Raw genomic sequence first — 22,003 nt, 5'->3', positions numbered from 1 at the left:
CCGGGCCCCGCCGCCGATCCGGCCGCCCCGGTCCCACCCGGCGCCGACGCCACCGCCTCCCCCGATCCCCGGAGCCCCGCCGATGAACGAGCCCACCACCCTGGACCCGGGCGCCGCCGCGACGCGGGCCACCGACGCGATCCTGCGCGACACGCTGCACGGCGCGCACCGCGGTGTCGTCGTCGACTCTCCGCCCGGCGCGGGCAAGTCGACGCTCGTCGTGCGGGCCGCGCTGGAGCTGGCCGCGGCGGGCCGCCCGCTGATGGTGGTCGCGCAGACGAACGCGCAGGTGGACGACCTGGTCGTCCGGCTCGCGGAGAAGAATCCCGAGCTGCCCGTCGGCCGGCTGCACAGCAACGACCCCGACCCGTACGACAAGACGCTGGACGAGCTGGCGAACGTACGGAAGTCGGCGAAGGCCGCCGACCTCGCCGGTCTCGACATCGTCATCTCGACGGCCGCGAAGTGGGCGCACGTCCAGGGTGTCGAGCCCTGGCGGCACGCCATCGTCGACGAGGCGTACCAAATGCGTTCGGACGCGCTGCTCGCCGTCGCCGGGCTCTTCGAGCACGCGCTGTTCGTCGGGGACCCCGGTCAGCTCGACCCGTTCAGCGTGGTGGGCGCGGACCAGTGGGCGGGGCTCTCGTACGACCCGTCCGCGAGCGCCGTCTCGACCCTCCTCGCGCACAACCCCGAGCTGCCGCAGCACCGGCTGCCGGTGTCGTGGCGGCTGCCCGCGTCGGCGGCGCCGCTGGTCTCGGACGCGTTCTATCCGTACACCCCGTTCCGCAGCGGTACGGACCACGGCGACCGGCGGCTCGCGTTCGGGGTGCCGTCCGACGGCTCGGGGCCCGACCGGGTGCTGGACGAGGCCGCCGCGTCGGGGTGGGGGCTGCTGGAGCTGCCCGCGCGGCGCACGCCCCGGACGGATCCGGAGGCGGTACGGGCGGTGGCGCTGGTGGTGCGCAGGCTGCTCGACCGGGGTGCGGCGGCCACCAGCGAGCGCGCCCCCGCGCCGGTGCCGGTGACGGCGGACCGGATCGCGGTCGGCACGGCCCACCGCGACCAGGCGGCGGCGGTCCGGGCGGCGCTCGCGGAGCTGGGGGTGAGCGGTGTGGCGGTGGACACGGCCAACCGGCTCCAGGGCCGTGAGTTCGATGTCACGGTCGTCCTGCACCCGCTGTCGGGGCGCCCGGACGCGACCGCCTTCCATCTGGAGACGGGCCGGCTCTGCGTGCTGGCCTCGCGCCACCGGCACGCCTGCGTCGTGGTCTGCCGGGCGGGCGTGGCGGAGCTGCTGGACGAGCATCCGTCCACCGAGCCGGTACAGCTCGGGGTGACGGTGAAGTTCCCGGACGGCTGGGAAGCCATGCAGTCGACCTGGGCCCAGTGGTCGGAGCACCGGGTCACGTGGCGCCCCTGAGGCGTACTTGCGGCGGGCGGGACAATGGACCGTGGCCCGCGGGCCCGGTACACGCACGAGCAGGAGGACTGACATGGCGGATCCCGAGCGGAGTGAGCGGCGGCGTCCGCTGCGACCCGCGCCGCTGCTCTTCGAGCCGTCCGAGGCGGTCGCCGACCCCGAGCACTTCTTCGATCTCGAATCGATCGAGGACCCCGCCGAGCTGCTCGCCCGGTCGACCGAGCTGACGCTGGCGTTCCGCGCGGCGACGGACCGGGCGGTGGAGTTCCAGGCGGTCGCCGCGGCGCAGCTCGCCGATCCGCGCCGGTTCGACCGGCTGACGACGGCGGACATCGCGGAGCGCGCGGAGTGGACCGAGGACTACGCGAAGAAGATGGTCGAGTTCGGCCGGGAACTGCTGGCGGGCGACGCACAGCCGGGCCAGTAGCCCGGCGGTGACGTGCGGGCGGGTCACCAGCCCGGCGGTGACATGCGGCCGGGGCAGCAGCCGGGCATATGCCGGGGCGCAGGTTACGCCCCTCTGGACGGTCCTGTCCCGGTTTCCGGAAACTCTGGGGAATCGGTTCATCACTCCCGGTAGACCTTACGGTCATGAGCGCATGGCCAAGAGACGAAGCCCCCTTACGCCCCGGCCCCAGCGAGGACGAGCGCCGCACCGACCTTTTCGGCCTGCTGAGCGACGCGGGCCGCCACCAGACCGCCCGGGTCACCCCGGCCGGCGCGGACTGGCTCGCGTCCGCGGGCCCCTCCCCCCGTTCCCTCCTCTCCCTGTGGGCGGCCCGGCCCGCCACCCCCGGCGTGCTGCCCTGCGGCTCCGCCTTCGACGTGGTGAGCGCGCCGGCGATGTTCGGGCGGCACATGCTCAACCGGCTGTGGTGGGACGGCCCCGGCTCGGGCCCGGTCGCCACGCACCGGGGCCGCACCCTGCTGTTCGCGGCGCCGGGCACCGCCCAGCGGCTGCCGTCGCTGCTCTCCTGGGAGGAGTGGGGCGGCCGGGGCCCGGACGGGCGGGACACCGCTCCGCCGCCGCTGTTCTGCCACGGCGCGGGCGACGCCGTGACCGTACCGCCGCTCACCCCCGGCGCCCGGTCCGGGCCGCGCTGGCTGGTCGCGCCCGACACCCGCCACCCGTGGCTGCCGGGGCCCGACGTGCTGCTGTGGGCCTGTGTCCGGGCGGCCCGTACGGCGGCGCGCACCGCGCTCGGCCGCCTGGGCTGACCTCCGCGAACGCCTCCGGCATATCGATTTTTCTTCGCGCCGATCCGGGTGCTAAGGTCTACGACGTCAGCAGGCGCCGCTAGCTCAGTTGGTTAGAGCAGCTGACTCTTAATCAGCGGGTCCGGGGTTCGAGTCCCTGGCGGCGCACCGACAGGGGAAGGCCCCTCGCTCCGGCGAGGGGCCTTTTCCGTATGCCTGCCCGCTTCGGACGTCCGCCCGCTTCGGACGTCCGCCCGCTTCGGACATCCGCCCGCTTCAGGCATCCGTCCGCTTCAGCCGGCCGGGGTGATCTTGACGGTGAAGGCGCCCGAGGACGTCCGCTCGGCCACCTGCACCTGGGTCCCCTCCCCCGGCACGGTGAACGTCTCGCCGACCGCCAGCGGCGCGTCCGCCAGGGGCGGGTAGACCGACCGCTCCCAGCACGCCTCGCTGCCCGGGTGGGTGTCCACCACCTCGACCGGGCCACCGCCGGACGCCTTCCCGCTCCGTACCCGGTAGATCAGCACCCCCTCCGTACAGGTGTGCAGATCGTTGCCGGTACCGGTGCGCGCCTCGATCGCCAGGGCGGAGTCCTTGCCCGTGCGCACCACCGCGAGCCGGGTCCCGGCGGCGCCCCCGAAGGAGGGCTCCGCGGCGACCGGATCGAGGGTGAGGAGGGTCGTCCCCTCGGGAGGAACGCAGCTCACCTGCCGCCGGTCCAGCCAGCCCAGCTTCCACTTGTGCCAGGCGAAGAAGTCCGGCGCCAGACCGAACTGGCTGCCCATCACGTCCCAGTCGCCGACGTACGTGTCCCAGTCGCCCTTGTCATTGGTCGGCCGGTGGTAGAGGTCCGCCAGGTCGAAGACGTGCCCGGTCTCGTGGGCCAGCACGTTGCGGTCGGGCGGATGCCGCTCGAAGACGGTGACGACGCGATTGATGTCCGTACCGTCGGCGCGCATCGGCTGGTCGAAGTTGACGACCTTCGTGGCGTCGGAGTCGACGCCCGGCGCGTCCGGGTCGGCCACGAAATAGACCACGTCGTACCGGGAGAAGTCGATCTCCGGATCGGCGGCGGCCAGCGCGTCCCGCAGATAGGCGGTGCGCCGGGCCGGCTCCCAGTCGCGCCGTATCCCGTACGAGGTGGAGGGGCGCGGCATCGCGAACCAGCGGAGCTGCGGGTGCGCGCGGAGCGTGAACCTGCCGTACGAGGCCCGCTCGTAGAAACGGCTGGTGGCCGGGAAGTGGTCGGCCGCCAGGGCGTCCGGGGTGGCGAGCGGCCGGGAGTCCGGGAAGGAGAGAAAGATCATGACCGCGTCGAGGGAGCGGACGGGCCGGGGATAGGCGTCGTTCCAGGTGTCCAGGCCGACGGAGTGGTGCGCGGCGGTACGGGGCAGGGCGCACGGCCCCTGCGCGGTCGCGGTCGCGGCGGGCCCGGCCACCAGGGACGTGGTGGCGACCGCCATGAGGGAGGTGAGGGCCGCGGCGGCCCTGCGCAGCCGTGGCCTCTCCACTGCCTCGGGTGGCTGCGGATGCTCCACATCGACCTCCGGCTACGGCAGGGGAAACGGCGGTACGGCGGGTACTGCGGGTACGGCTGTCGGCACGGCGGACGCGGGGCGGCACGCCACCCCCACCTTGTGCCGGTTTGCCGTGGTACGCACTGTTGGGCTGCCCCACGCGGGTGAGGGCGGCCCGACACCCCGGGCGCGGCGGCGATGTCACAGCCGGTCACCTTTGTGTGGCCCGGTGCCACAGCCGTGCAGAAACGATCGCGCGATGCCGTGGGAACGGCTCTTCGGGGCCGCCTTCCGTACGGGGGAGCTGGAATGGCCACCCGGCCTACCTCTATGATCGGCACACTTTCTCTGGCTGATCCGTCTCCACCACACCCCTGTACGACACGACTGCACCGCGGGAGCGAGCCGTGAGCGGAACCTCCGAAGGGCCGCCCTCAGCGGCAGTCGCGGCAGCGGGCGGCGGACACCCGCCGAACACGGAGCGTATGGATCGTACGGAACGTCACTCCGTGGGCAGGGCCGTCCCCGACGACGACACCGAGCGGCACGACCGGACCACCGCAGAACAGACCGACCGCACCGAGCAGCGCGCGCCGCACGAGACGAGCGAGGCGCGCGACTACCGCGCCGCCTTCCATGTCTCCCGGCTCGCCATGGCCCTCCTCGACCGCGAGGGCACGGTCCTCGACGCCAACGACGCGCTCGGCGAACTCCTCGGCACCGGGACCGACGCGCTGGCCGACCAGGCCGCCGCCGACCTCCTCGACCTGGCCTCCGACACCCGCACCTGGCACGCGTACCACGAGGCCCTCGACAGTCTGCGGGCCCGTTTCCGCTGCACCCGCCGGCTCAAGCACCCGGACGGGCGGACGCTGTGGGCCGAGGTCGCCGTGGCCCCCGTACCGGACACCGACCGCGTGCTGCTGTCGGTCACGGACATCAGCGACCGCCGTGAACTCCAGGCGCGGCTGCGCCATCTCCAGCAGCACGACCCGGTGACCCGGCTGCCCAACCGCACGCTCTTCTTCGAGCGGCTCGCGGCGGCGCTGGACTCGTCGGCGCGCGGCGACGGGCCGTTCGAGGGCGGGACGTACGGCAGCAGGACGTACGCCACGGGCGCGGCGGCGTACGGCACGGGCATCGCGTACGGCGTGGCGTCGGCGGCAGCGGCGTCGTACTCCGCGCGCGGACACGACCGCGGCCCCGGGCGGGGAAACGGGCGGGGAAACGGCAGAGTGGATGGCAGAACAGGGCGGATCGGCCTCTGCTATCTCGACCTCGACGGTTTCAAGGCCGTCAACGACACCCTCGGCCACCGCACCGGCGACCGGCTGCTGGCCGCCGTCGCGGGCCGGCTCACCGAGTGCGCCGACCACGGCGGGTACACGCGCAGCGGCGGCCACCTCGTGGCCCGGCTCGGCGGCGACGAGTTCGCGATCCTGGTCGAGGACTCCACCGGTACGGAACAACTCGCCGACCTCGCCCGCTCGGTGCTCGCCGCGCTCCAGCGGCCCTTCGACCTCGCCGGGCAGCGGCTCTCCGTGTCGGCGTCGATCGGGGTCGTGGAACGCACGGTGGAAGGCACCACCCCGACCGGGCTGATGCAGGCCGCCGACACCACGCTGTACTGGGCGAAGGCGGACGGCAAGGCCCGCTGGACCCTCTTCGACCCGGAGCGCAACGCCCACCGGATGACCCGGCAGGCGCTCACCTCGGCGCTGCGCCCGGCGGTCGAGCGCGAGGAGTTCGTCCTCCAGTACCAGCCGCTGGTGGGGATGGCCGACGGGATCGTACGGGGCGTGGAGGCGCTGGTCCGCTGGAACCACCCGCAGTTCGGCACCCTGTCGCCGAATCGGTTCATCGGCATCGCCGAGGAGGACGGCTCGATCGTGCAGCTCGGCGGGTGGGTGCTCCGTACCGCCTGCCGCCAGGCGCGGCGCTGGCAGCTCGACCACCCGGGCGCCCAGCCGCTGTTCGTCAGCGTCAACGTGGCCGTACGCCAGGTGTGGGACTCCGACCTGGTCGGGGACGTGGCCGGGATCCTGGCGGAGACCGGGCTCTCGCCGCACCTGCTGCAGCTGGAGCTGACGGAGTCCGCGGTGATGGGCTCGGCGGGCCGCCCCCTCCAGGCGCTCCAGGCGCTGAGCGACATGGGCGTGCGGATCGCGATCGACGACTTCGGCACCGGCTACTCCAACCTGGCCTATCTGAGCAGGCTGCCGGTCTCGGTGCTGAAGCTGGACGGCTCGTTCGTCCGCGGGTTCCGGTACGACGAGGGGGTGCACCCGAGCCCGGCGGACGAGACGATCGTGGAGGCGCTGATCCAGCTGGCGCACCGGCTCGGGCTGACGGTCACGGCCGAGTGCGTGGAGACCTCGGGCCAGGCGGCGCGGCTCCAGCGGATCGGCTGCGACACCGGGCAGGGGTGGCTCTTCTCCCGCCCGGTGGCGCCGGAGCGGATCGCGGAGATGATCGCGGCGGTGAGCCCGAACGGCGCCTGACGGGCCGCCCGGGGGCCCTTGATCCCCCGGGCCGGAAAGGCCGCGCCACGATCCCCTGCGACGGGGACCCGTCAGCTCGTCAGCGCCGCCGCTATTCGCTCCGCCATCCGGCCCTGCTCCGCGTCGCGCCGTACCGGCGTGTAGGACCAGACCATCCGCAGCTTCCGGTCACGCGTCCCGAACGCGCCCGAGTTGTATCCGTACCGCTCACCGGTCTTGCCCCAGAAAGGGACACCGTTGACCGTGACCGTCTGGAGCCCGGCCGAGTAGCGGGCCGGGGTGCCATCGACCATCAGCACCTCCGGGGGCGGCAGGGTGAACATGTGCTCCAGGAGGGATGGCGGCAGAAGTTCGCCCGCGAAGAGAGCGGCCAGGAACGTCTCCAGATCGCGGGTCGTGGAGACCACCTCTCCGCTGCCGTACGCGGCCGACTGGTTGTAGACGGTGGCATCTTCCAGCCTGCCGTCGCTCATCTCCTGATAGCCATGGACATGGGGACCGTGCAGATACGGATCGTCGCTCGCCGGTACGGACGTGCCGGTCAGCCCCAGCGGCCGGGCGATCCGGCGGTGGATCTCCGCACCGTACGAACGGCCGGTGACCCGCTCGACAACCATCGCCAGGAGAAGGAAGTTGGTCCCCCGGTACTCCTGCCTGGCGCCCGGATCGAACTTCATCCCCTTCGTACGGGTGACCCTCGCCAGCAGGCGCGCGGGCGTCAGGCGGTCGTACCGGTGGGCCAGGATCTGCTCGGGAGTGCTCAGGTCCGGCTGATCGGGGCCGCTCGCGTCGGGCAGGCCGCTGGTGTGCGTCAGCAGGTGCGAGAGCCTGATCTCCGGATACTTCGCCGGCAGCAGACCCGGCAGATACCGCTGGACGGGGCCGTCCAGGCGCAGTCGTCCCTCACGCACCAGTTGGAGCACGACCGTCGCGATGAATGCCTTGCTGATACTGCCCGCCCGGACCTGGTCCCCGGTCCTTATCGCCCGTCCGCTGCGCAGGTCGGCGACACCCGAAGTGCCGTACCAGCGGCCGGCCGCGCCACCGACGCGGAGCTGCGCGCCCGTCGCCCGCGGGTGCTCCAGGTCGTCGATGGCGGCTTGCAGGGCCTTGGTGTTGAGGGATGGGAGGGATGGAAGGGATGGGAGAGGCAGAGGAGATGGGCGGGATGGGAATGACCCGGGGGCGGGTCTTGCGTACGCCCGCGCGGGAACCGCTGCGGCGAGCGCTGCGGTCACCGCGCCGCCGACGAGGGCCCGGCGGGAGAGCCGACGCGGCGACGAGGGACGTAACGAGGACTCGGAGGTTTCGGTCATGTCTCCAGACTGAGGCTCCGCGCTCCCCACCGGATCAGGGCAGTCCCCGATCCAACCCCGACGTTCCCCTCACCGGCCCCCAGATGTCACCCCTGAGACGTGCGCCCCGACAGGCCGTATCCGTCCGCGATCAGCTCGTAGCTGCGCAGCCTGGCCGCGCCGCCGTGCGCGTTCGCGGTGATCATCAACTCGTCGGCGCCCGTGCGCTTCTGAAGGTCGTTCAGCCCGTCGACGACCGCGTCCTTCGTGCCGTGCACGATGTTGCCGAGCCAGCTGTTGACGAACTCCTCCTCCATCGGGCTGAACCGGTACGCCTCCGCTTCCTCCGGCGTCGGGACCAGCCCCGGCCGGCCCGTCCGCAGCCGGACCATCGAGAGCGCACCCGTCATCACCTGGCGGCGGGCCTCGCGTTCGTCGTCGCTCGCCAGGGCCGCGACGCCGATCAGGGCGTACGGCGCGTCGAGCACGGCGGACGGCTTGAACGACTCGCGGTAGAGGTCGAGCGCCGGGATGGTGTTCTGCGCCGAGAAGTGGTGGGCGAAGGCGAACGGCAGCCCCAGGACCCCGGCCAGCCGGGCGCTGAAGCCGGAGGAGCCCAGCAGCCAGATCGGCGGGCGGGCCGCGGGACCCTGGACCGGTCCCGGCACGGCGTGGATACGGGAGTACGGGTGGCCGTCGGGGAAGTCGTCGTCCAGGAAGCGGGTCAGCTCGGCGAGCTGCTGCGGGAAGTCGTCCGCGCCCTCGTTCAGCCGGTCGGTGCGGCGCAGCGCGGCGGCCGTCGCGCCGTCGGTGCCGGGCGCGCGGCCCAGACCGAGGTCGACGCGGCCGGGGGCGAACGCCTCCAGCGTGCCGAACTGCTCCGCGATCACCAGCGGCGCGTGGTTGGGCAGCATGACGCCGCCCGAGCCGAGCCTGATGCGCTCGGTGTGGGCGGCGAGATGCGCGAGGATCACGGCGGGCGAGGTGGAGGCGACGCCCGGCATGGAATGGTGTTCCGCGACCCAGTGCCGGTGGAAGCCGCGGCTCTCGGCGAGCCGGGCCAGCTCGACGCTCGTACGGAGCGCCTCGGTGGCGGTGGTGCCGCTGCCCACGGTGACCAGGTCCAGTACGGACAGGGGCACGGGCGCGGTGCCGCGGACCGTCCCCCGGATCGGGTCCGCCGCGGCGGTCTCCGGAGCCGCCTCCGGGGCTGCCCCCCGCGCCGCCCCTGTCGCCGCCTCCGTCGTGCCTCGATCCGTAGCGCCTCGGCTCGCCTCGTCCACCGGTCAGACCCTCCTGCGTGCGTGTCGATATGAAGATTGGTGTGCGCCGACCTCACGTCGCCGCGCACCCACTCAACAGGAGGGTATCTCCGTTTATTCCCCGGCCTGCGGGGCGCTCCCCGGCCTACGGCCCCGTCACGCCGGCGCCGGCCTGCTCGCGAAGAGCGTGCCCAGTTTCGGCTCCCGCACCGTGCGCTCCGCGAGCCGCAGCCCTTCCCAGACCGTGACCTGGTTCGCCGTGAGCACCGGTTTGCCGAGCGCCTCCTCCAGCTCCGGCAGATACCCCGCCGTGTGCAGGGCCGTGTCCGGGAGCAGCACGACCTCCGCGTCCGGGTGGTCGCCCGCGCGGGCCAGCTCCAGCACCTGCTCACGGCCCCACGTGCCGACCTCTGCGGCCGTGATGATCCCGCTCGCCCGGTCGGCCACCACCTCGATGCCGGCCGATTTGAGGAAGGCCCCGAAGTACTCCGTGACGTCGTCCGGGTAGGTCGCGGCGACGGCGACCCGTTCCGCGCCCAGCGCCCGTACGGCGTGGGCGAACGCGAACGACGTGCTCGACGCCGGCAGCCCCGCGGCCCGGGCGAGGGCGCGCGTCTGGTCGTGCGCGCCGTCCCACCCGTAGACGAAGCTGCCGCTGGTGCAGGCCCAGACCACGGCCTCGGCACCGGCCAGCCGCAGCTCCTCCACCCCGGCCGCCAGCCGCTCCCCCGCGCCCATCTCCAGCAGCGCGTCGACGCGGTGGGCGTCCTCCCCGATGTCGGTGTGGACGACCTGCAGTCTGACGTCGCTCGCGAGCAGCATCTCGATGCGCGGGTAGTCGTCCTCGGCGGAGTGGCCGGGGTAGAGGAATCCGACGGTGGTCATGTCCATCCTTCCGTATCGTCCGGCAGCGGCAGGGACGGCGGGACGGGCCCGCCGGGGCCGGCCGGTGCGACGGGTGACGCCGGTGCCACCGATTCCACCGTAGGCACGGACTCGGCCGGCGGCTCGCTCTCCAGGGGCGGCGGGACCGGCACGGTCGGCGAGATCGGAGTGATCTGGATGACCGGGACGACCGCGGGCACCGTCGGCGCCGTCGGCTCCTGCGGCGACGGCCGGTCGAGCAGCAGCGCCTGGTACGGGCCGACCGCGTGCGCGCCGAGCCGGCGCAGCGCGGCCCACATCGTGACCTGGTTGGCGGAGAGCACCGGCATGCCCAGTTCGGCCTCCAATTGCGGAATCACGTCGTACGTCGGCAGATTCGTGCAACTGATGAACAGCGCGTCGGCGGCCCCGACGACTGCCTGTCGCGCCATGTCCATGACCGACCGGTACGGGACCTTCCAGATGTCCCGGGTCAGCCCGAGGAAAGCGCGTCCCGTAACGGCTGCCCCCACCTCCGCCAGATACTCCTCCAGCGCCCGCGTGACGGACTCCGTATAGGGCGTGACCAGCGCGATCCTGCTCACACCCAGTTCCTCCAGCGCCTCGACGAGGGCCCCGGAGGTGGTGAGCGACGGAACCTCCCCGGCCCTGGTCATCGCCTCGCACATGGCCTTCTCGCCGGCCGGGCCGCCGACGAAACTGCCCGAGGCGCAGGCGTACGCGACGACCTCGGGTTCGGAGACGCCGAGGGCCCGGACGGCCTCCCCCAGCGTCTCGTGCTCACTGACCAGCCTGGCCAGGTCGAGGGAGACCTCGACCGGCACGTAGGGCGTCCTGGTCAGGCGCAACGAGATGTCGTCGGGCACCCATCGCCACAGTTCGCGATCAAGTGCGAAGTCGAACGGGGCGACCACACCCACACCACGTTGTGGCTGCGGTCCGCCCAGAAAGGAGACATCCATTGCCGGCCCCCCTCGCTCTCGCTCGTCATGACAGGGCACGTGCTCTTGTTGACGACGGTAGGAGCGAGATGCAAGCGTGGTCAATCAGTACATCTCAGACGTTGCACGGAATTTTCCAACGGGAAATCCCGCTCGGCCCGCGCACCGCTCCCACCTGGTGCAACGGCCCCGGCAGAAGGGCTGCTCCCCATGCCACCACCCACCCTCCTCGTCCTGCGGGCGGACCCGCCGCCGCGCCTCGGCCGGCTCACGGGACGGGCCAGGATCACCTCGGTCGACGCGGACGGCCTCGCCGAGCGGCTTCCGTTCGCGGACGCCCTGCTCGTCTGGGACTTCACCTCGGACGCGGTACGGGACGCCTGGCCGGGCGCGGGCGCGCGGCCCCGCTGGGTGCACACCGCGAGCGCGGGGGTGGACCGGCTGCTCTGCCCCGAACTGGTCGCCTCCGAGACCGTCGTCACCAACGCGCGGGGCATCTTCGAGGAGCCGATCGCCGAGTACGTGGCGGGGCTCGTCCTGGCCATGGCCAAGGACCTGCCCGGCACGCTGGAGCTCCAGGGCCGGCGCCGCTGGCAGCACCGGGAGGGGCTGCGTGTCGCGGAGAGCCGGGCCGTCGTGGTCGGCGCGGGACCGATCGGCCGGGCCGTGGCCCGTACGCTGCGGGCGCTGGGCGTCACGGTGGCCGTCACGGGCCGCACCGCGCGCCCCGGTGTGTACGCCGCCGACCAGCTCGACCGGCTGCTGACCCGGGCGGACTGGGTGATCTGCGCGGCCCCGCTGACCGACGCGACGCGCGGCATGTTCGACGCCCGGCTGTTCGGGCTGATGCAGCCGTCGGCGCGGTTCGTCAACGTCGGGCGCGGCCAGCTCGTCGTCGAGGACGATCTGGTCGCCGCGGTCTCCAAGCGGTGGATCGCGGGCGCGGCGCTCGACGTCTTCGACCAGGAGCCGCTGGATCCGCTGAGCCCGCTGTGGGACGTCCCCGGGCTGATCGTCTCCCCGCACATGAGCGGTGACACGGTCGGCTGGCGCGACCGTCTCGGCGCGCAGTTCGTCGATCTGTACGAGCTGTGGGTGGCCGGAAAGCCGCTTCCCAACGTGGTGGACAAGAAACGTGGGTACGTCCCCATGCAGGACTGATCGCATCGGAGGCCACATGACGAACGGCGGCACCAGGGATCACACAGCTACGGACCGGACGACCACGGACCCAGCGACCACGGACCGGCCGGCCACGGACCGGCCGGCCACGGACGGCCCCAACCGCCTCACCGACCTCACCGCACGCGCGCTGCTCGCGGGCTACGCGCGGGGCGACTTCTCCCCCGTCGACGCGACCCGTGCCGTACTGGACCGGATCGCGGAGGTGCAGCCGCTGGTCAACGCGTTCGTACGGGTGGACTCCGAGGCGGCGCTGGCGCAGGCGGCGGAGTCCGCGGAGCGCTGGCGCAGGCAGGAGCCGCGGGGGCTGCTCGACGGGGTACCGGTCTCGGTGAAGGACCTCTTCCTCCAGCGCGGCGGCCCCACCCTGCGCGGCTCCCGGGCCGTCCGGCCGGGGGGCGCGTGGGACGAGGACGCGCCGGCGGTCGCGCGGCTGCGGGAGCACGGCGCGGTCCTCGTCGGGAAGACGACCACCCCCGAGTTCGGCTGGAAGGGCGTCACGGACTCGCCGCTGAACGGGGTGACGCGCAACCCGTACGACGTCTCCCGCACCTCGGGCGGGTCCAGCGGCGGCAGCGCGGCGGCCGTGGCGCTGGGCGCGGCGCCGCTCTCCCTCGGCACGGACGGCGGCGGCTCGGTCCGTATCCCGGCGTCCTTCTGCGGGATCTTCGGCCTCAAACCGACGTACGGGCGCGTACCGCTCTATCCGTCGAGCCCCTTCGGCACGCTGGCGCACGCCGGGCCGATGACCCGGGACGCGGCGGACGCGGCGCTGCTCCTCGACGTGATCAGCGGCGCCGACTGGCGGGACTGGTCGCAGCTCGCCCCGGCGCGGCCCGCGCGGGACACCCTGGCGGACGGGGTGAAGGGGGTGAAGGGGCTGCGGGTGGCGTACTCCGCGTCCTTCGGCGGTCAGGTCGCGGTGCGCCCCGAGGTGGCCTCGGCGGTACGCGCGGCGGTGAGCCGGCTCGCCGAGCTGGGCGCGTACATCGAGGAGACCGACCCGAACATCAGCGACCCGGTGGAGGCGTTCCACACGCTGTGGTTCACGGGGGCGGCGCGGCTGGTGGCGCCGTTCGGGAGGGAGCAGCGCAAGGAGCTCGACCCGGGGCTGCGGGAGATCGTCGCGGACGGCGAGCGGCGGAGCGCGCTGGACTATCTGGCGGCGGTGGACGCGCGGATGGAGCTGGGGCGGCGGCTCGGCCGGTTCCACACCTCGTACGACCTGCTGGTCACGCCGACGCTGCCGATCACCGCGTTCGAGGCGGGCGTGGAGACCCCGAAGGGTTCGGGGCAGCGGCGCTGGACGGCGTGGACGCCGTTCACGTACCCGTTCAACCTGACGCAGCAGCCCGCGGCGACGGTGCCGTGCGGGGTGGACGGGGACGGGCTGCCCATCGGGGTGCAGATCGTCGCCGCGCGTCACGCGGACGAGCTGGTGCTGCGCGCGGCGCACGCGCTGTACGAGTCGGGGGCGGCCCGGATCCCGGCCCCCGCGGCCGGCTGAGCGCCTGAGCCACCGGACCGGCGGCCCGCCCGCCGGTCCGCCCGCCCACAGGCCGGTCCCCTACGCGCGCCGGAAGCTGAGCGTCTCGCCGATGGCCCCCGCCCGCCAGAGGTCCTGGCAGGCGTCGGCCATCCGGTCGAGGCCGTCGACGACGCTGCCCCAGACGATGCCGGGGATCCACCCCATGTCGCCGTTGATCAGCAGATTGTTGCGCTCGTAGAAGAGGGCGAGGTCCACGACCGTGCGGCGGCCCGCGGTGGCCTTCTCGTCGTAGCCGTACGACGCCGTGCCCAGCTCCGTGTCGGAGAAGGTGAAATAGCACAGATCCCCGGGGATCGGGGTCACGGTCGGATTTTCGAGGGGTGGCTCCTCGGCGGCGAAGGCCGGAAACAGCGCGTAGATCTCGTTGCGCGCGTACTTCGCGTGGTACACGTCCGAGCCCAGCGGCAGTGCCTCCCACACCGCGGCGCAGGTGACCGGGGCGCGGTCGTCCAGGAGTTTCGCGGTGCAGTGCACGCCGCGCTTGTCCAACGACACGGTGACAAATCGATCGGTCATGTCCTCATCGTCCTCGTCCGGTCCGCCGAGTCAAGGGCACGAGGGCCGCACGAGATCGGCTCAAATCCATATGCATAACCCGTATGGAGTCGGGTAGCCGCGCGCCCATGGCTTCACCACCTGAGAACACCATGGAAAGACCGCCAAATCGGAACATACGCCGACGTTCCCTGCTTCTGGGTACAGCGGTGCTGGGCGCGGCGGGGGCGCTCGGCGCCGCCGGATGCGGCAGGGTTCCGACGGGTGACACCCTTGCCCGGCTGAAATCGCAGCGCACCGTACGGCTCGGCATCGCGGGCGAGGCACCGTACGGGTACATCAACGACCAGGGCGATTTCACCGGCGAGGCGGTGGAGCTGGCGAAGGTCATCTTCAAGCGGCTCGGGATCGGCTCGGTGCAGCCCGTCGCGACGGACTTCTCCTCCCTGATACCGGGGCTCAACTCGCAGCAGTTCGATGTCGTCTCGGCCGGGATGTACATCAATGCCGAGCGGTGCGGCCAGGTCGTTTTCGCCGACCCCGAGTACCAGATGCTGGACTCGTTCATCGTCCGCAAGGGAAACCCGAAGAAGCTGCTCTCCTATCAGGACGTGGTGCGCACGAAGGCGAAACTCGCCACGGGTACCGGCTACGCGGAGATCGATTACGCGATATCCGCCGGGATACCCGAGAAGGAGATCGTCATTCTCCAGGACCCGGTCGCCGGGCTGAACGCCGTCGAGTCGGGACGGGTCGACGTCTTCGCCGGTACGGCGCTGACCGGGCGCGAAGTGGTGAAGAACAGCCGCAGGGCCGAGGCGACCGAGCCGTTCGCGCCGCTCGTGGACGGCGAGAAGAAGGTCGACGGCGGCGGTTTCGCGTTCCGTCCCACCGACACCGCTCTGCGGGACGCCTTCAACGTCGAGATCCACAAGATGAAGAAGAGCGGCGAACTGCTCCGCATTCTCAAGCCGTTCGGATTCACCGAGTCGGAGATGACCACCCTGACGGCAGAGGAGCTGTGCGCATGACCGCCGGCCTCTGGACCCACTGGGTGCTGCCGGGTGTCTGGATCACCGTTCAGCTCACCCTGTACAGCGCGGCGCTCGCCACCTTCGTGGCATTCGCCGTGGGAATCGCCCGTACGCACCGTTCGCGCACCGTCCGTTTTCTCGCGGGCTTCTACACAGAGGTCTTCCGCGGCACATCGGCACTGGTGCTGATGTTCTGGCTGTTCTTCGTCATGCCGAGCCTCTTCGGCTGGGCCCTCGTCCCGATGTGGGCCGCCGTGCTGGCCCTCGGCCTGTCGTACGGGGCGTACGGCGCCGAGGTCGTGCGCGGCGCCCTGAACTCCGTCGCCCCGGCGCAGCGCGAGGCGGGCATCGCCCTGAATTTCACGCCGTGGCAGCGCATGCGGCTGATCCTGCTGCCGCAGGCGATACCGGAGATGATCCCGACGTTCTGCAATCTCCTCGTCGAACTGCTGAAGGGCACGGCGCTGGTCTCCCTGCTCGGGGTGGCCGACGTGTCGTTCGCCGCCTATCTGGTGCGGCTGGCCACCCAGGACAGCGCGCAGATCTACTCGATCACGCTGGTCATCTATTTCGTGCTCGCGTTCGTCCTCACGCGCGGCATGAAGGCGCTTGAGCGGAAGACGAAAGCCGGCATCGGCATCACCATGACACCGGGTACGCCGGGGACTGCGGGAGGCGCCCGATGAACAGCTGGGACTGGTCCGCCGTCGCGGACTTCATGCCACGTTTCTGGGACGGGCTGCTCCTCACCCTTCAGGTGCTCGTCCTCGGCTCGCTCCTCTCCTTCACTCTCGGGCTGGTCTGGGCGATCGGATTCCGGGCGCCGACGCGTTTCATCCGGTGGCCGGTCAATGTCGTCACCGAGTTCATCCGGAACACGCCGCTGCTCGTCCAGCTCTTTTTCTTCTTCTTCGTCCTGCCCGAGTGGGGGGTGCAGTTCTCCGGGCTGACCACCGGGACGATCGCGATCGGGCTGCATTATTCGACGTACACCGCACAGGTCTACCGGGCCGGAATCGACGCGGTGCCCGTCGGTCAGTGGGAGGCGGCCACCGCGCTCAGTCTGCCCGTCGGGCGGACCTGGATCGCGGTGATCCTGCCGCAGGCGATCCGGCGCATCGTGCCGGCGCTGGGCAATTACGTCATCTCGATGCTGAAGGACACCCCGCTGCTCGCCGGGATCAGCGTGCTGGAAATGCTCCAGCAGTCCCGGCTGGAGAGCGCGGCCACCTTCCAGTACACCGAGCCGCTGACCGTGGTCGGTGTCGCCTTCATCCTCATCGCCTATCCGGCTTCCCTTCTCATGCGAGCCCTGGAGCGTCGTCTTGTCCGCTGACCGAATCCCCCCGCAGACCGCCTCCGACACCGAGTTGATCCGCTTCAAGAACGTCACGAAGAGATTCGGCGCGAACACCGTGCTGGACGACCTCTGTTTCTCCGTACGGCCGGGAAAGCACGTCACACTGGTCGGCCCCTCGGGATCGGGCAAGACCACGATCCTGCGGCTGCTGATGACGCTGGTCAAACCCGACGAGGGCGTCATCACCATCAACGGCGACCAACTGTTCCCCGCCTCCGAGAAGCATGTGCGCGAAGTGCGGAAGAACATCGGAATGGTCTTCCAGCAGTTCAATCTCTTCCCCAACATGAATGTCCTGCGCAATGTCACCGAGGCACCGGTCCGGGTGCTCGGGCTCGACAAGGACGAGGCGGAGGAGCGCGGCCGGGAACTGCTCGACCTCGTCGGGCTCGGCGACCGCTGCGCGGCGAAGCCGACCCAGCTCTCCGGCGGGCAGCAGCAGCGCGTGGCCATCGCCCGCGCGCTGGCGATGCGGCCGCAGATCCTGCTGCTCGACGAGGTCACCTCGGCGCTCGACCCGGAGCTGGTCGCCGGGGTCCTGGACGTCCTGCGGGACATCGCCCGCACCACGGACATCACCATGCTCTGCGTGACCCACGAGATGAACTTCGCCCGGGACATCTCGGACGACGTGATGATGTTCGACGCCGGGAAGGTCATCGAGTCGGGGCCGCCGGAGAAGATCTTCACGGACCCGGAGCACGAACGTACGCGCGAGTTCCTCGGCGCGGTGCTCTGAGCGCCCGCCGGAGCGCCTCGCTGACCTGCGCCCGGTCTCACACTCTGTTGAAGAAGTATGCCTCTGGCATATGCCAGAGTGGCGCGGCCCAGTACAGCGACCTGGGCCGCGCCGAATTCGGTGGTCAACAGCGCCCCTCTTTCCCACCCTTGACGGCTATCGTGGTGGTGAGCTTGCGGTAACAACCTGCCAAGGGGGGACCGTGGTGCTGAAGCCGGAGCCGACCGCCCCGTTCCATTCGGTGCGGTACGTCCTGCGCGTGCTGGAGACGGTGTCCCGGCACAGCGGCGGGGTGACCGCCGCCAGGATCGCCAGCGAGAGCGGGCTGCCGGCCGGACATCTCGCGCCGCTGCTCGCCATGTTGCGCCGCGAGGGATACGTGGAGCAGGCGGCGGACGGGGCGTATGTGATCGGCGACTCGCTGACCCTGCTCGGTTCGGGCGCCGACCGGGCGCAGGTCCTCGAAACCCGGCTCCAGGACACCCTCGCCGAGCTGCGCGACGCGATCGGCGCGGCCATCTACGTCAGCCGGTACGTCGACGGCGAGATCAGGATCACCCAGGTCTCCGAAGGCCCCCTCACCCCCGCCGTCAACGAGTACGTGGACTTCCGCACGACGGCGCACGCGAGCGCGATCGGCAAGTGCCTGATGACCCAGCTCGACCACGGCAGCCGCAAGGAACACCTCGCCCGCCACAAGATCGCGCGGTTCACCTCCCGCACGATCACCAGCGAGCGGCTGCTGCTCTCCCGGCTGGACGGCCACCCGCCCACCGTCCCCGTACTGGACCTCCAGGAGTACGCGGTCGGCACGGTCTGCGCCGCCGTCCCGCTGACGGCGGGCTCCGCCGTCGGCTGCCTCGCCCTCTCCCTCCCGCTGGAACACGCCCACCGGCTGCGCGCGGCGGCCGAGACGCTGAACCGCAGGGCGGCCCCGGTGGCGCTGGCCCTGACGATCTGAGCCCCGGGAAGGGCGGAAGCGCTGGTGCCGAGCACCCTCGGACACCGGGTATTATTTTCGAGTCAGCAGGCGCCGCTAGCTCAGTTGGTTAGAGCAGCTGACTCTTAATCAGCGGGTCCGGGGTTCGAGTCCCTGGCGGCGCACCGACACGGGAAGGCCCCTCGCGCGAGCGGGGGGCCTTCCTCATGCTCATGTCAGATCACATCAGGTCGGACCGGCCGAGGCTCAGGCCGCGCCCTTCGCGCCGCCGCCCTTCTGTCCGTCCACGCCGAAGATGTCCACCGCGTGGTAGTACGTCCACGCCGTCGCGTCGCAGGACGTCTTCGTCGCACCCGAGTAGGCCGAGCACACCCGCTTCAGGTCCGCGTAGAACGCGGAGTCGAGCCGGGCCTTGTTGGCGTCGAACTGCCCGGCCGCCTTGTAGTTGCGGTAGCCGAAGTCGTGGCGCGCGCAGGAGGTGGCGAACGGGAAGCCGAACGGGTTGTCGGGCGAGGAGGAGCAGTAGTCCGTGGACCAGTCGAAGCCGTAGGCGGACCAGGCACCCTGGTTGCCACGGGCCGCGACCCAGGAGTTGTAGCTCGCGGCGCTCTCCTGGGTCCAACTGCTGAGCACCTGCGGCTTGTCGGCCGGTGCGGCGGTGGCCTGAGCGGCCGTCAGGAGCGTGAGGGGGAGGGCGAGTACGGCTGCTGCGAGAGGAAGTGCCAGACGTCTGCGCATGACGGAAAACCTCCGGGCATATGGGGGGAGACGCTCCATGACTGGGTTGGCACGGAGCGCCCACAGCGTGAACTCCACGGCTGTCGCACGGGTCTACGCGCGATGACCGACGCGGGAATGGTGCCCCAATTCCAGCCACATGAAAACCCCTCTGGCGTTCCCACGCCCCTTGGGAGCGGCGCCTGTTGACGGTCCGTCCGCACTTGCCCGATTGGCTCCCCGGCGACCCGCGCCGCACTCCCGAAGTCTTCACGAACTGACCCGCCGTCGGACCGGGCCAGAAGGCCGGACCGAGCGGCGGGTCAGGTCACGCGTGGATCAGAACCGCCAGACCTGCCAGACCTGCCAGACCTGCCAGACCTGTCAGAACCGTCAGAACCGTCAGAACTGGACGTCGGAGCAGGCGTAGAAGGCGTTCGACGTGTCCGCGATCGTCCAGACCGCCAGGATGACGTGGCGCCCCGACTTCGACGGGAGGGTGCCCGAGTGCGAGAGCGTGGCGGGCGGCTGCTGATTGTTGTACGGAACCGTCAGGAACGGCTGGGTCTCCAGGGCCGCCCTGGTGAGCTTCTGCGACGGGTTCCAGCCGTTCTTGGTGATGTAGTACCGGAAGTCGGTCGTCGCGTGCCGGGCGGTGAACTGCCAGCGGAAGGTGTGGCTCTGGCCGCTCGTCAGCTTGGTGGTGGGCCACGCGCCGCCGCGCGGGTCGTCGAGCTGCGCGAACTGGCCGTTGCCGCCGGAACAGATGGAGCCGTCGGCGGGACCGGCCGCCGGGAAGCCCTTGGGCCCCTCGACGCTCTGCGGTTCCCACTGGATGTTGCCGCAGTCGGCGACGGTGCCGTTTTGGCAGAGCTTCTGCCGGCTGATCGGGGAGTCGGTGTAGCCATGGCTGCTGGCGCTGCCGGTGGCGAGCAGGGAGACGGCGGTGACGGCGAGGCCGACGACGGCCGCGCCCATCTTCTTTCGCATGCTTCGCTCCAGAGAACGTGGGGGAGTTCGGTGAGCCGTACCGCACGCGCGCGCAGAAGGAGAACGACTGTTGGTCTGGACCAAATCCCAGAGTATGGAGGATTTTTGGTCGTGTCCATAACAAGTACACAACGCGGTCCAGACCAATCGACCGATCATCGCTCAGCCGTCTCCCCGCCGTCTCCCACCCTCGTGGCCGGGCTCAGATCTGCTCCGCCGCCCCCTGCCGGCCCGTGTAGAACGCGACGGTGAGGTCCTTCACCAACGCCTTGCGCTCGTAGTCGTCCAGCTCGACCAGGCCGCGCGACGTCAGCCGGTGCACCGTGTCGTCCACCGCGTCCACCACCGACGTCAGTACGGAATCCCGCTGCCGGGCGTCGATCGCCGCGATCCGGCTGCGCTGCATCGCCGCCGCGATCTCCGGCGCGTACTCGATCCGCGTCGGCTGCGCGGAGAAGACCTCGACGCCGACGGGCCGGCACTCCGCCGACAGCATCCGGGTCAGCGCGTCCCCGACCGCCTCCGCGTTGCGCAGGGTCGGCGCCTCGTGGTGGAACGCGTCGGCGGGCAGTTGCGAGAGCACCCGCGCCATCGCCGCCTCGACCTGCTCGCGGAGGTACTCCTCGTGGTCCTGGACACCGAGGGCCGCCCGTACGGTGTCCCGCACCCGCCAGACGACGAGGACGACGACGCGCAGCGCCGTACCGTTCGCGTCGACCGCGGGCATCGGCTCGCTGCGCCAGTGCCGCAGCCGTACGTCCACCCGGCGGCGCAGCAGCAGCGGGCTCACCCAGAGCAGTCCCGTACGGCGCACGCTCCCCCGGTAGTCGCCGAAGAGCGTCAGCACCCACGCCCGGCCGACCTGGCCGCGGCCGAGCCCGCCGAAGGCGAAGAGCGCGACCGTCACACCGAGCGCCAGCAGCGCCCATTCGCCGAGGCCGATGCCGTCGTACGGGAACGAGGGCAGCCGCAGCGCCTCCGTCACCGCGCCCGGCAGGGCCCCGGCCCACCAGACCACGGCCGCGCACCCGAGCAGCGCGGCGAGGCCGACGAGCGCGGCGGCCGAGCCGGGCAGCGCGGGCCCCGGGCGCTCGGTGAGGTGCGCGTCGCCGGGCGGCGCGGCGCGCGCGGGGACGGCGGTCGCCGGCGCGGGCGCGGGAACGTGCCGGATCCGGGGCTGTTCGCCGGTCCCGCGCCGCCGCCCGACGACGGTGGGCCGGGCAGGCCCTCCGGCGACCGGCCGCGCCTGCGGGTGCGTACCGGGCTCGTCGCGGAAGAGGAGGTGGACGGGGATCTCGTGGGTGGCCTCGCCGACGATGAGCGGGCTCCAGCGGGGCCGGTCGCCGGGGTGCGCGGGACGCGCGGACCGTACGGAGACCCCGTTGCCCCGGCCGAAGGCCCCGGGCTCCAGCTCGAACACCGGGCGCGCGGCCCGGGGCGGGGCGAGCCACGTCTCGTCGGCGGCCCGGGGCGGGGACGCCGGGGCCGTGACCTCCGTGACGTCCGGCGTGGGCGCGACGTCCGGCGTGACCGCCGGGCCGGCGGGACCGGCCGGGTCCGCGGTGCGCGCCGGACCTTCGGCGCCCACCGGGTCCTCGGCGTCCACCGGGCCTTCGGCACCCACCGGGTCCTCGGCGTCCGCCTTCACGCTGTCCGGGCCGGTGGTCCTCACAGGGAGGCCCTCCCCCGGCTCACCCGGCCCCTCCGTCTCCGTCTCCTGTACGGCCACAGGCCCGGGCCCGGGCCCGGGTTCGGGTTCGCTCGCCGGGCAGGGCGCCGACTCCTGCGAGGGAGCGGGCGCGGGCTCCGGCAGTGGCGCGGGCTCGGGGCGTACCGTGAACAGCCCGCGCAGGCCGTCCTCGTCGCCCTGCGCGCGCGGGCCCCTCGGGCCGCTCGGGGTGGTCGGGGTGGTCGGGGTGGTCGGGTCGTCGCCGGTCGGGGTGGTCGTCGTCATCGTCACCGTCATCCTCGTGTCC

At 71.9% G+C, this 22,003-nt stretch carries 19 protein-coding genes, 2 tRNA genes and 1 pseudogene; 13 read left to right on the top strand and 9 right to left on the bottom strand.

The genetic code is table 11. The features are described from left to right. Positions 1 to 82 precede the first annotated feature (82 nt). The 4 genes and pseudogenes from AB0P17_RS21270 (at position 83) to AB0P17_RS21255 (ending at position 2,788) form a co-directional block, all read left to right on the top strand. Positions 83 to 1,423 carry an AAA domain-containing protein gene (locus AB0P17_RS21270; protein ID WP_365813130.1) on the top strand — a complete coding sequence of 447 codons (1,341 nt, stop codon included), beginning with the start codon at positions 83 to 85 and terminating at the stop codon, positions 1,421 to 1,423. A 73-nt stretch (positions 1,424 to 1,496) separates the two neighbouring features. Beyond that, positions 1,497 to 1,850 carry a hypothetical protein gene (locus AB0P17_RS21265; RefSeq protein WP_365813129.1) on the top strand — a complete coding sequence of 118 codons (354 nt, stop codon included), beginning with the start codon at positions 1,497 to 1,499 and terminating at the stop codon, positions 1,848 to 1,850. A 164-nt stretch (positions 1,851 to 2,014) separates the two neighbouring features. Beyond that, a pseudogene (locus AB0P17_RS21260) lies at positions 2,015 to 2,724 on the top strand (hypothetical protein). After that, a tRNA-Lys gene (locus AB0P17_RS21255) sits at positions 2,715 to 2,788 on the top strand. Before AB0P17_RS21260 ends, AB0P17_RS21255 begins: the two are co-directional and overlap by 10 nt. A 125-nt stretch (positions 2,789 to 2,913) precedes the next feature. Here the strand turns inward: AB0P17_RS21255 and AB0P17_RS21250 are convergent. Then, a complete protein-coding gene (locus tag AB0P17_RS21250; RefSeq protein ID WP_365813128.1) occupies positions 2,914 to 4,158 on the bottom strand; it encodes a M6 family metalloprotease domain-containing protein in 1,245 nt (414 codons plus the stop codon). A gap of 464 nt (positions 4,159 to 4,622) precedes the next feature. Between AB0P17_RS21250 and AB0P17_RS21245 the strand changes: the two genes are divergently transcribed. After that, positions 4,623 to 6,638 carry an EAL domain-containing protein gene (locus AB0P17_RS21245; RefSeq protein ID WP_365813127.1) on the top strand — a complete coding sequence of 672 codons (2,016 nt, stop codon included), beginning with the start codon at positions 4,623 to 4,625 and terminating at the stop codon, positions 6,636 to 6,638. A gap of 71 nt (positions 6,639 to 6,709) precedes the next feature. On the opposite strand, the gene AB0P17_RS21240 is transcribed toward AB0P17_RS21245, so the two are convergent. The 4 genes from AB0P17_RS21240 to AB0P17_RS21225 form a co-directional block, all read right to left on the bottom strand. Continuing rightward, positions 6,710 to 7,954: a serine hydrolase domain-containing protein gene (locus AB0P17_RS21240; protein WP_365813125.1), complete on the bottom strand. Its 1,245-nt coding sequence runs from the start codon at positions 7,952 to 7,954 to the stop codon at positions 6,710 to 6,712. 86 nt (positions 7,955 to 8,040) lie between these two features. Continuing rightward, entirely contained in the window at positions 8,041 to 9,105 is a 1,065-nt protein-coding gene (locus AB0P17_RS21235; RefSeq protein WP_365813176.1) for an LLM class flavin-dependent oxidoreductase, read from the bottom strand. A 246-nt stretch (positions 9,106 to 9,351) separates the two neighbouring features. Further along, positions 9,352 to 10,080 carry a decarboxylase gene (locus tag AB0P17_RS21230; RefSeq protein ID WP_365813123.1) on the bottom strand — a complete coding sequence of 243 codons (729 nt, stop codon included), beginning with the start codon at positions 10,078 to 10,080 and terminating at the stop codon, positions 9,352 to 9,354. Then, positions 10,077 to 11,042: a decarboxylase gene (locus tag AB0P17_RS21225; RefSeq protein ID WP_365813121.1), complete on the bottom strand. Its 966-nt coding sequence runs from the start codon at positions 11,040 to 11,042 to the stop codon at positions 10,077 to 10,079. Before AB0P17_RS21225 ends, AB0P17_RS21230 begins: the two co-directional genes overlap by 4 nt. 189 nt (positions 11,043 to 11,231) lie before the next feature. On the opposite strand from AB0P17_RS21225, the gene AB0P17_RS21220 reads away from it, so the two are divergent. After that, entirely contained in the window at positions 11,232 to 12,182 is a 951-nt protein-coding gene (locus AB0P17_RS21220) for a D-2-hydroxyacid dehydrogenase (RefSeq protein ID WP_365813119.1), read from the top strand. A gap of 16 nt (positions 12,183 to 12,198) precedes the next feature. Beyond that, positions 12,199 to 13,710 (top strand): amidase, encoded by a 1,512-nt coding sequence (locus AB0P17_RS21215; RefSeq protein WP_365813117.1) that lies wholly within the window; start codon positions 12,199 to 12,201, stop codon positions 13,708 to 13,710. A 60-nt stretch (positions 13,711 to 13,770) separates the two neighbouring features. Here AB0P17_RS21215 and AB0P17_RS21210 read toward each other — a convergent pair whose 3' ends face one another. Further along, positions 13,771 to 14,268: a DUF3830 family protein gene (locus AB0P17_RS21210; protein WP_365813115.1), complete on the bottom strand. Its 498-nt coding sequence runs from the start codon at positions 14,266 to 14,268 to the stop codon at positions 13,771 to 13,773. 131 nt (positions 14,269 to 14,399) lie between these two features. On the opposite strand from AB0P17_RS21210, the gene ehuB reads away from it, so the two are divergent. The 6 genes from ehuB (at position 14,400) to AB0P17_RS21180 (ending at position 18,484) form a co-directional block, all read left to right on the top strand. Then, the gene (gene ehuB / locus AB0P17_RS21205) at positions 14,400 to 15,278 is read left to right on the top strand and encodes an ectoine/hydroxyectoine ABC transporter substrate-binding protein EhuB (protein ID WP_365813174.1); all 879 of its coding nucleotides are present in this window, start codon (positions 14,400 to 14,402) and stop codon (positions 15,276 to 15,278) included. After that, positions 15,275 to 15,967: an ectoine/hydroxyectoine ABC transporter permease subunit EhuC gene (ehuC, locus tag AB0P17_RS21200; protein WP_365813113.1), complete on the top strand. Its 693-nt coding sequence runs from the start codon at positions 15,275 to 15,277 to the stop codon at positions 15,965 to 15,967. Before ehuB ends, ehuC begins: the two co-directional genes overlap by 4 nt. Then, on the top strand, positions 15,964 to 16,617 hold the full coding sequence (ehuD, locus tag AB0P17_RS21195) for an ectoine/hydroxyectoine ABC transporter permease subunit EhuD (protein ID WP_365813112.1): 654 nt from the start codon (positions 15,964 to 15,966) through the stop codon (positions 16,615 to 16,617). Before ehuC ends, ehuD begins: the two co-directional genes overlap by 4 nt. Beyond that, positions 16,607 to 17,380: an ectoine/hydroxyectoine ABC transporter ATP-binding protein EhuA gene (gene ehuA / locus AB0P17_RS21190; protein ID WP_365813110.1), complete on the top strand. Its 774-nt coding sequence runs from the start codon at positions 16,607 to 16,609 to the stop codon at positions 17,378 to 17,380. Before ehuD ends, ehuA begins: the two co-directional genes overlap by 11 nt. A 202-nt stretch (positions 17,381 to 17,582) precedes the next feature. Further along, positions 17,583 to 18,341: an IclR family transcriptional regulator C-terminal domain-containing protein gene (locus AB0P17_RS21185; protein WP_365813108.1), complete on the top strand. Its 759-nt coding sequence runs from the start codon at positions 17,583 to 17,585 to the stop codon at positions 18,339 to 18,341. A gap of 69 nt (positions 18,342 to 18,410) precedes the next feature. Then, positions 18,411 to 18,484, top strand: a tRNA-Lys gene (locus AB0P17_RS21180). Between the two features lie 82 nt (positions 18,485 to 18,566). On the opposite strand, the gene AB0P17_RS21175 is transcribed toward AB0P17_RS21180, so the two are convergent. The 3 genes from AB0P17_RS21175 to AB0P17_RS21165 all read right to left on the bottom strand — a co-directional run bounded on the left by AB0P17_RS21175 (position 18,567) and on the right by AB0P17_RS21165 (position 21,981). After that, entirely contained in the window at positions 18,567 to 19,058 is a 492-nt protein-coding gene (locus AB0P17_RS21175; protein ID WP_365813107.1) for a phospholipase, read from the bottom strand. A gap of 381 nt (positions 19,059 to 19,439) precedes the next feature. Then, positions 19,440 to 20,027, bottom strand: coding sequence for a lytic polysaccharide monooxygenase (locus AB0P17_RS21170; RefSeq protein ID WP_365813106.1), 588 nt, complete (start codon positions 20,025 to 20,027; stop codon positions 19,440 to 19,442). 202 nt (positions 20,028 to 20,229) lie between these two features. Continuing rightward, positions 20,230 to 21,981: an SPFH domain-containing protein gene (locus AB0P17_RS21165; protein WP_365813104.1), complete on the bottom strand. Its 1,752-nt coding sequence runs from the start codon at positions 21,979 to 21,981 to the stop codon at positions 20,230 to 20,232. Between the last annotated feature and the right edge of the window lie 22 nt (positions 21,982 to 22,003).

Source organism: Streptomyces sp. NPDC088124 (genome assembly GCF_040685895.1).
In the GTDB taxonomy this organism is placed as follows: Bacteria; Actinomycetota; Actinomycetes; order Streptomycetales; family Streptomycetaceae; genus Streptomyces.
This window is presented reverse-complemented; position numbering and strand designations above follow the sequence as displayed.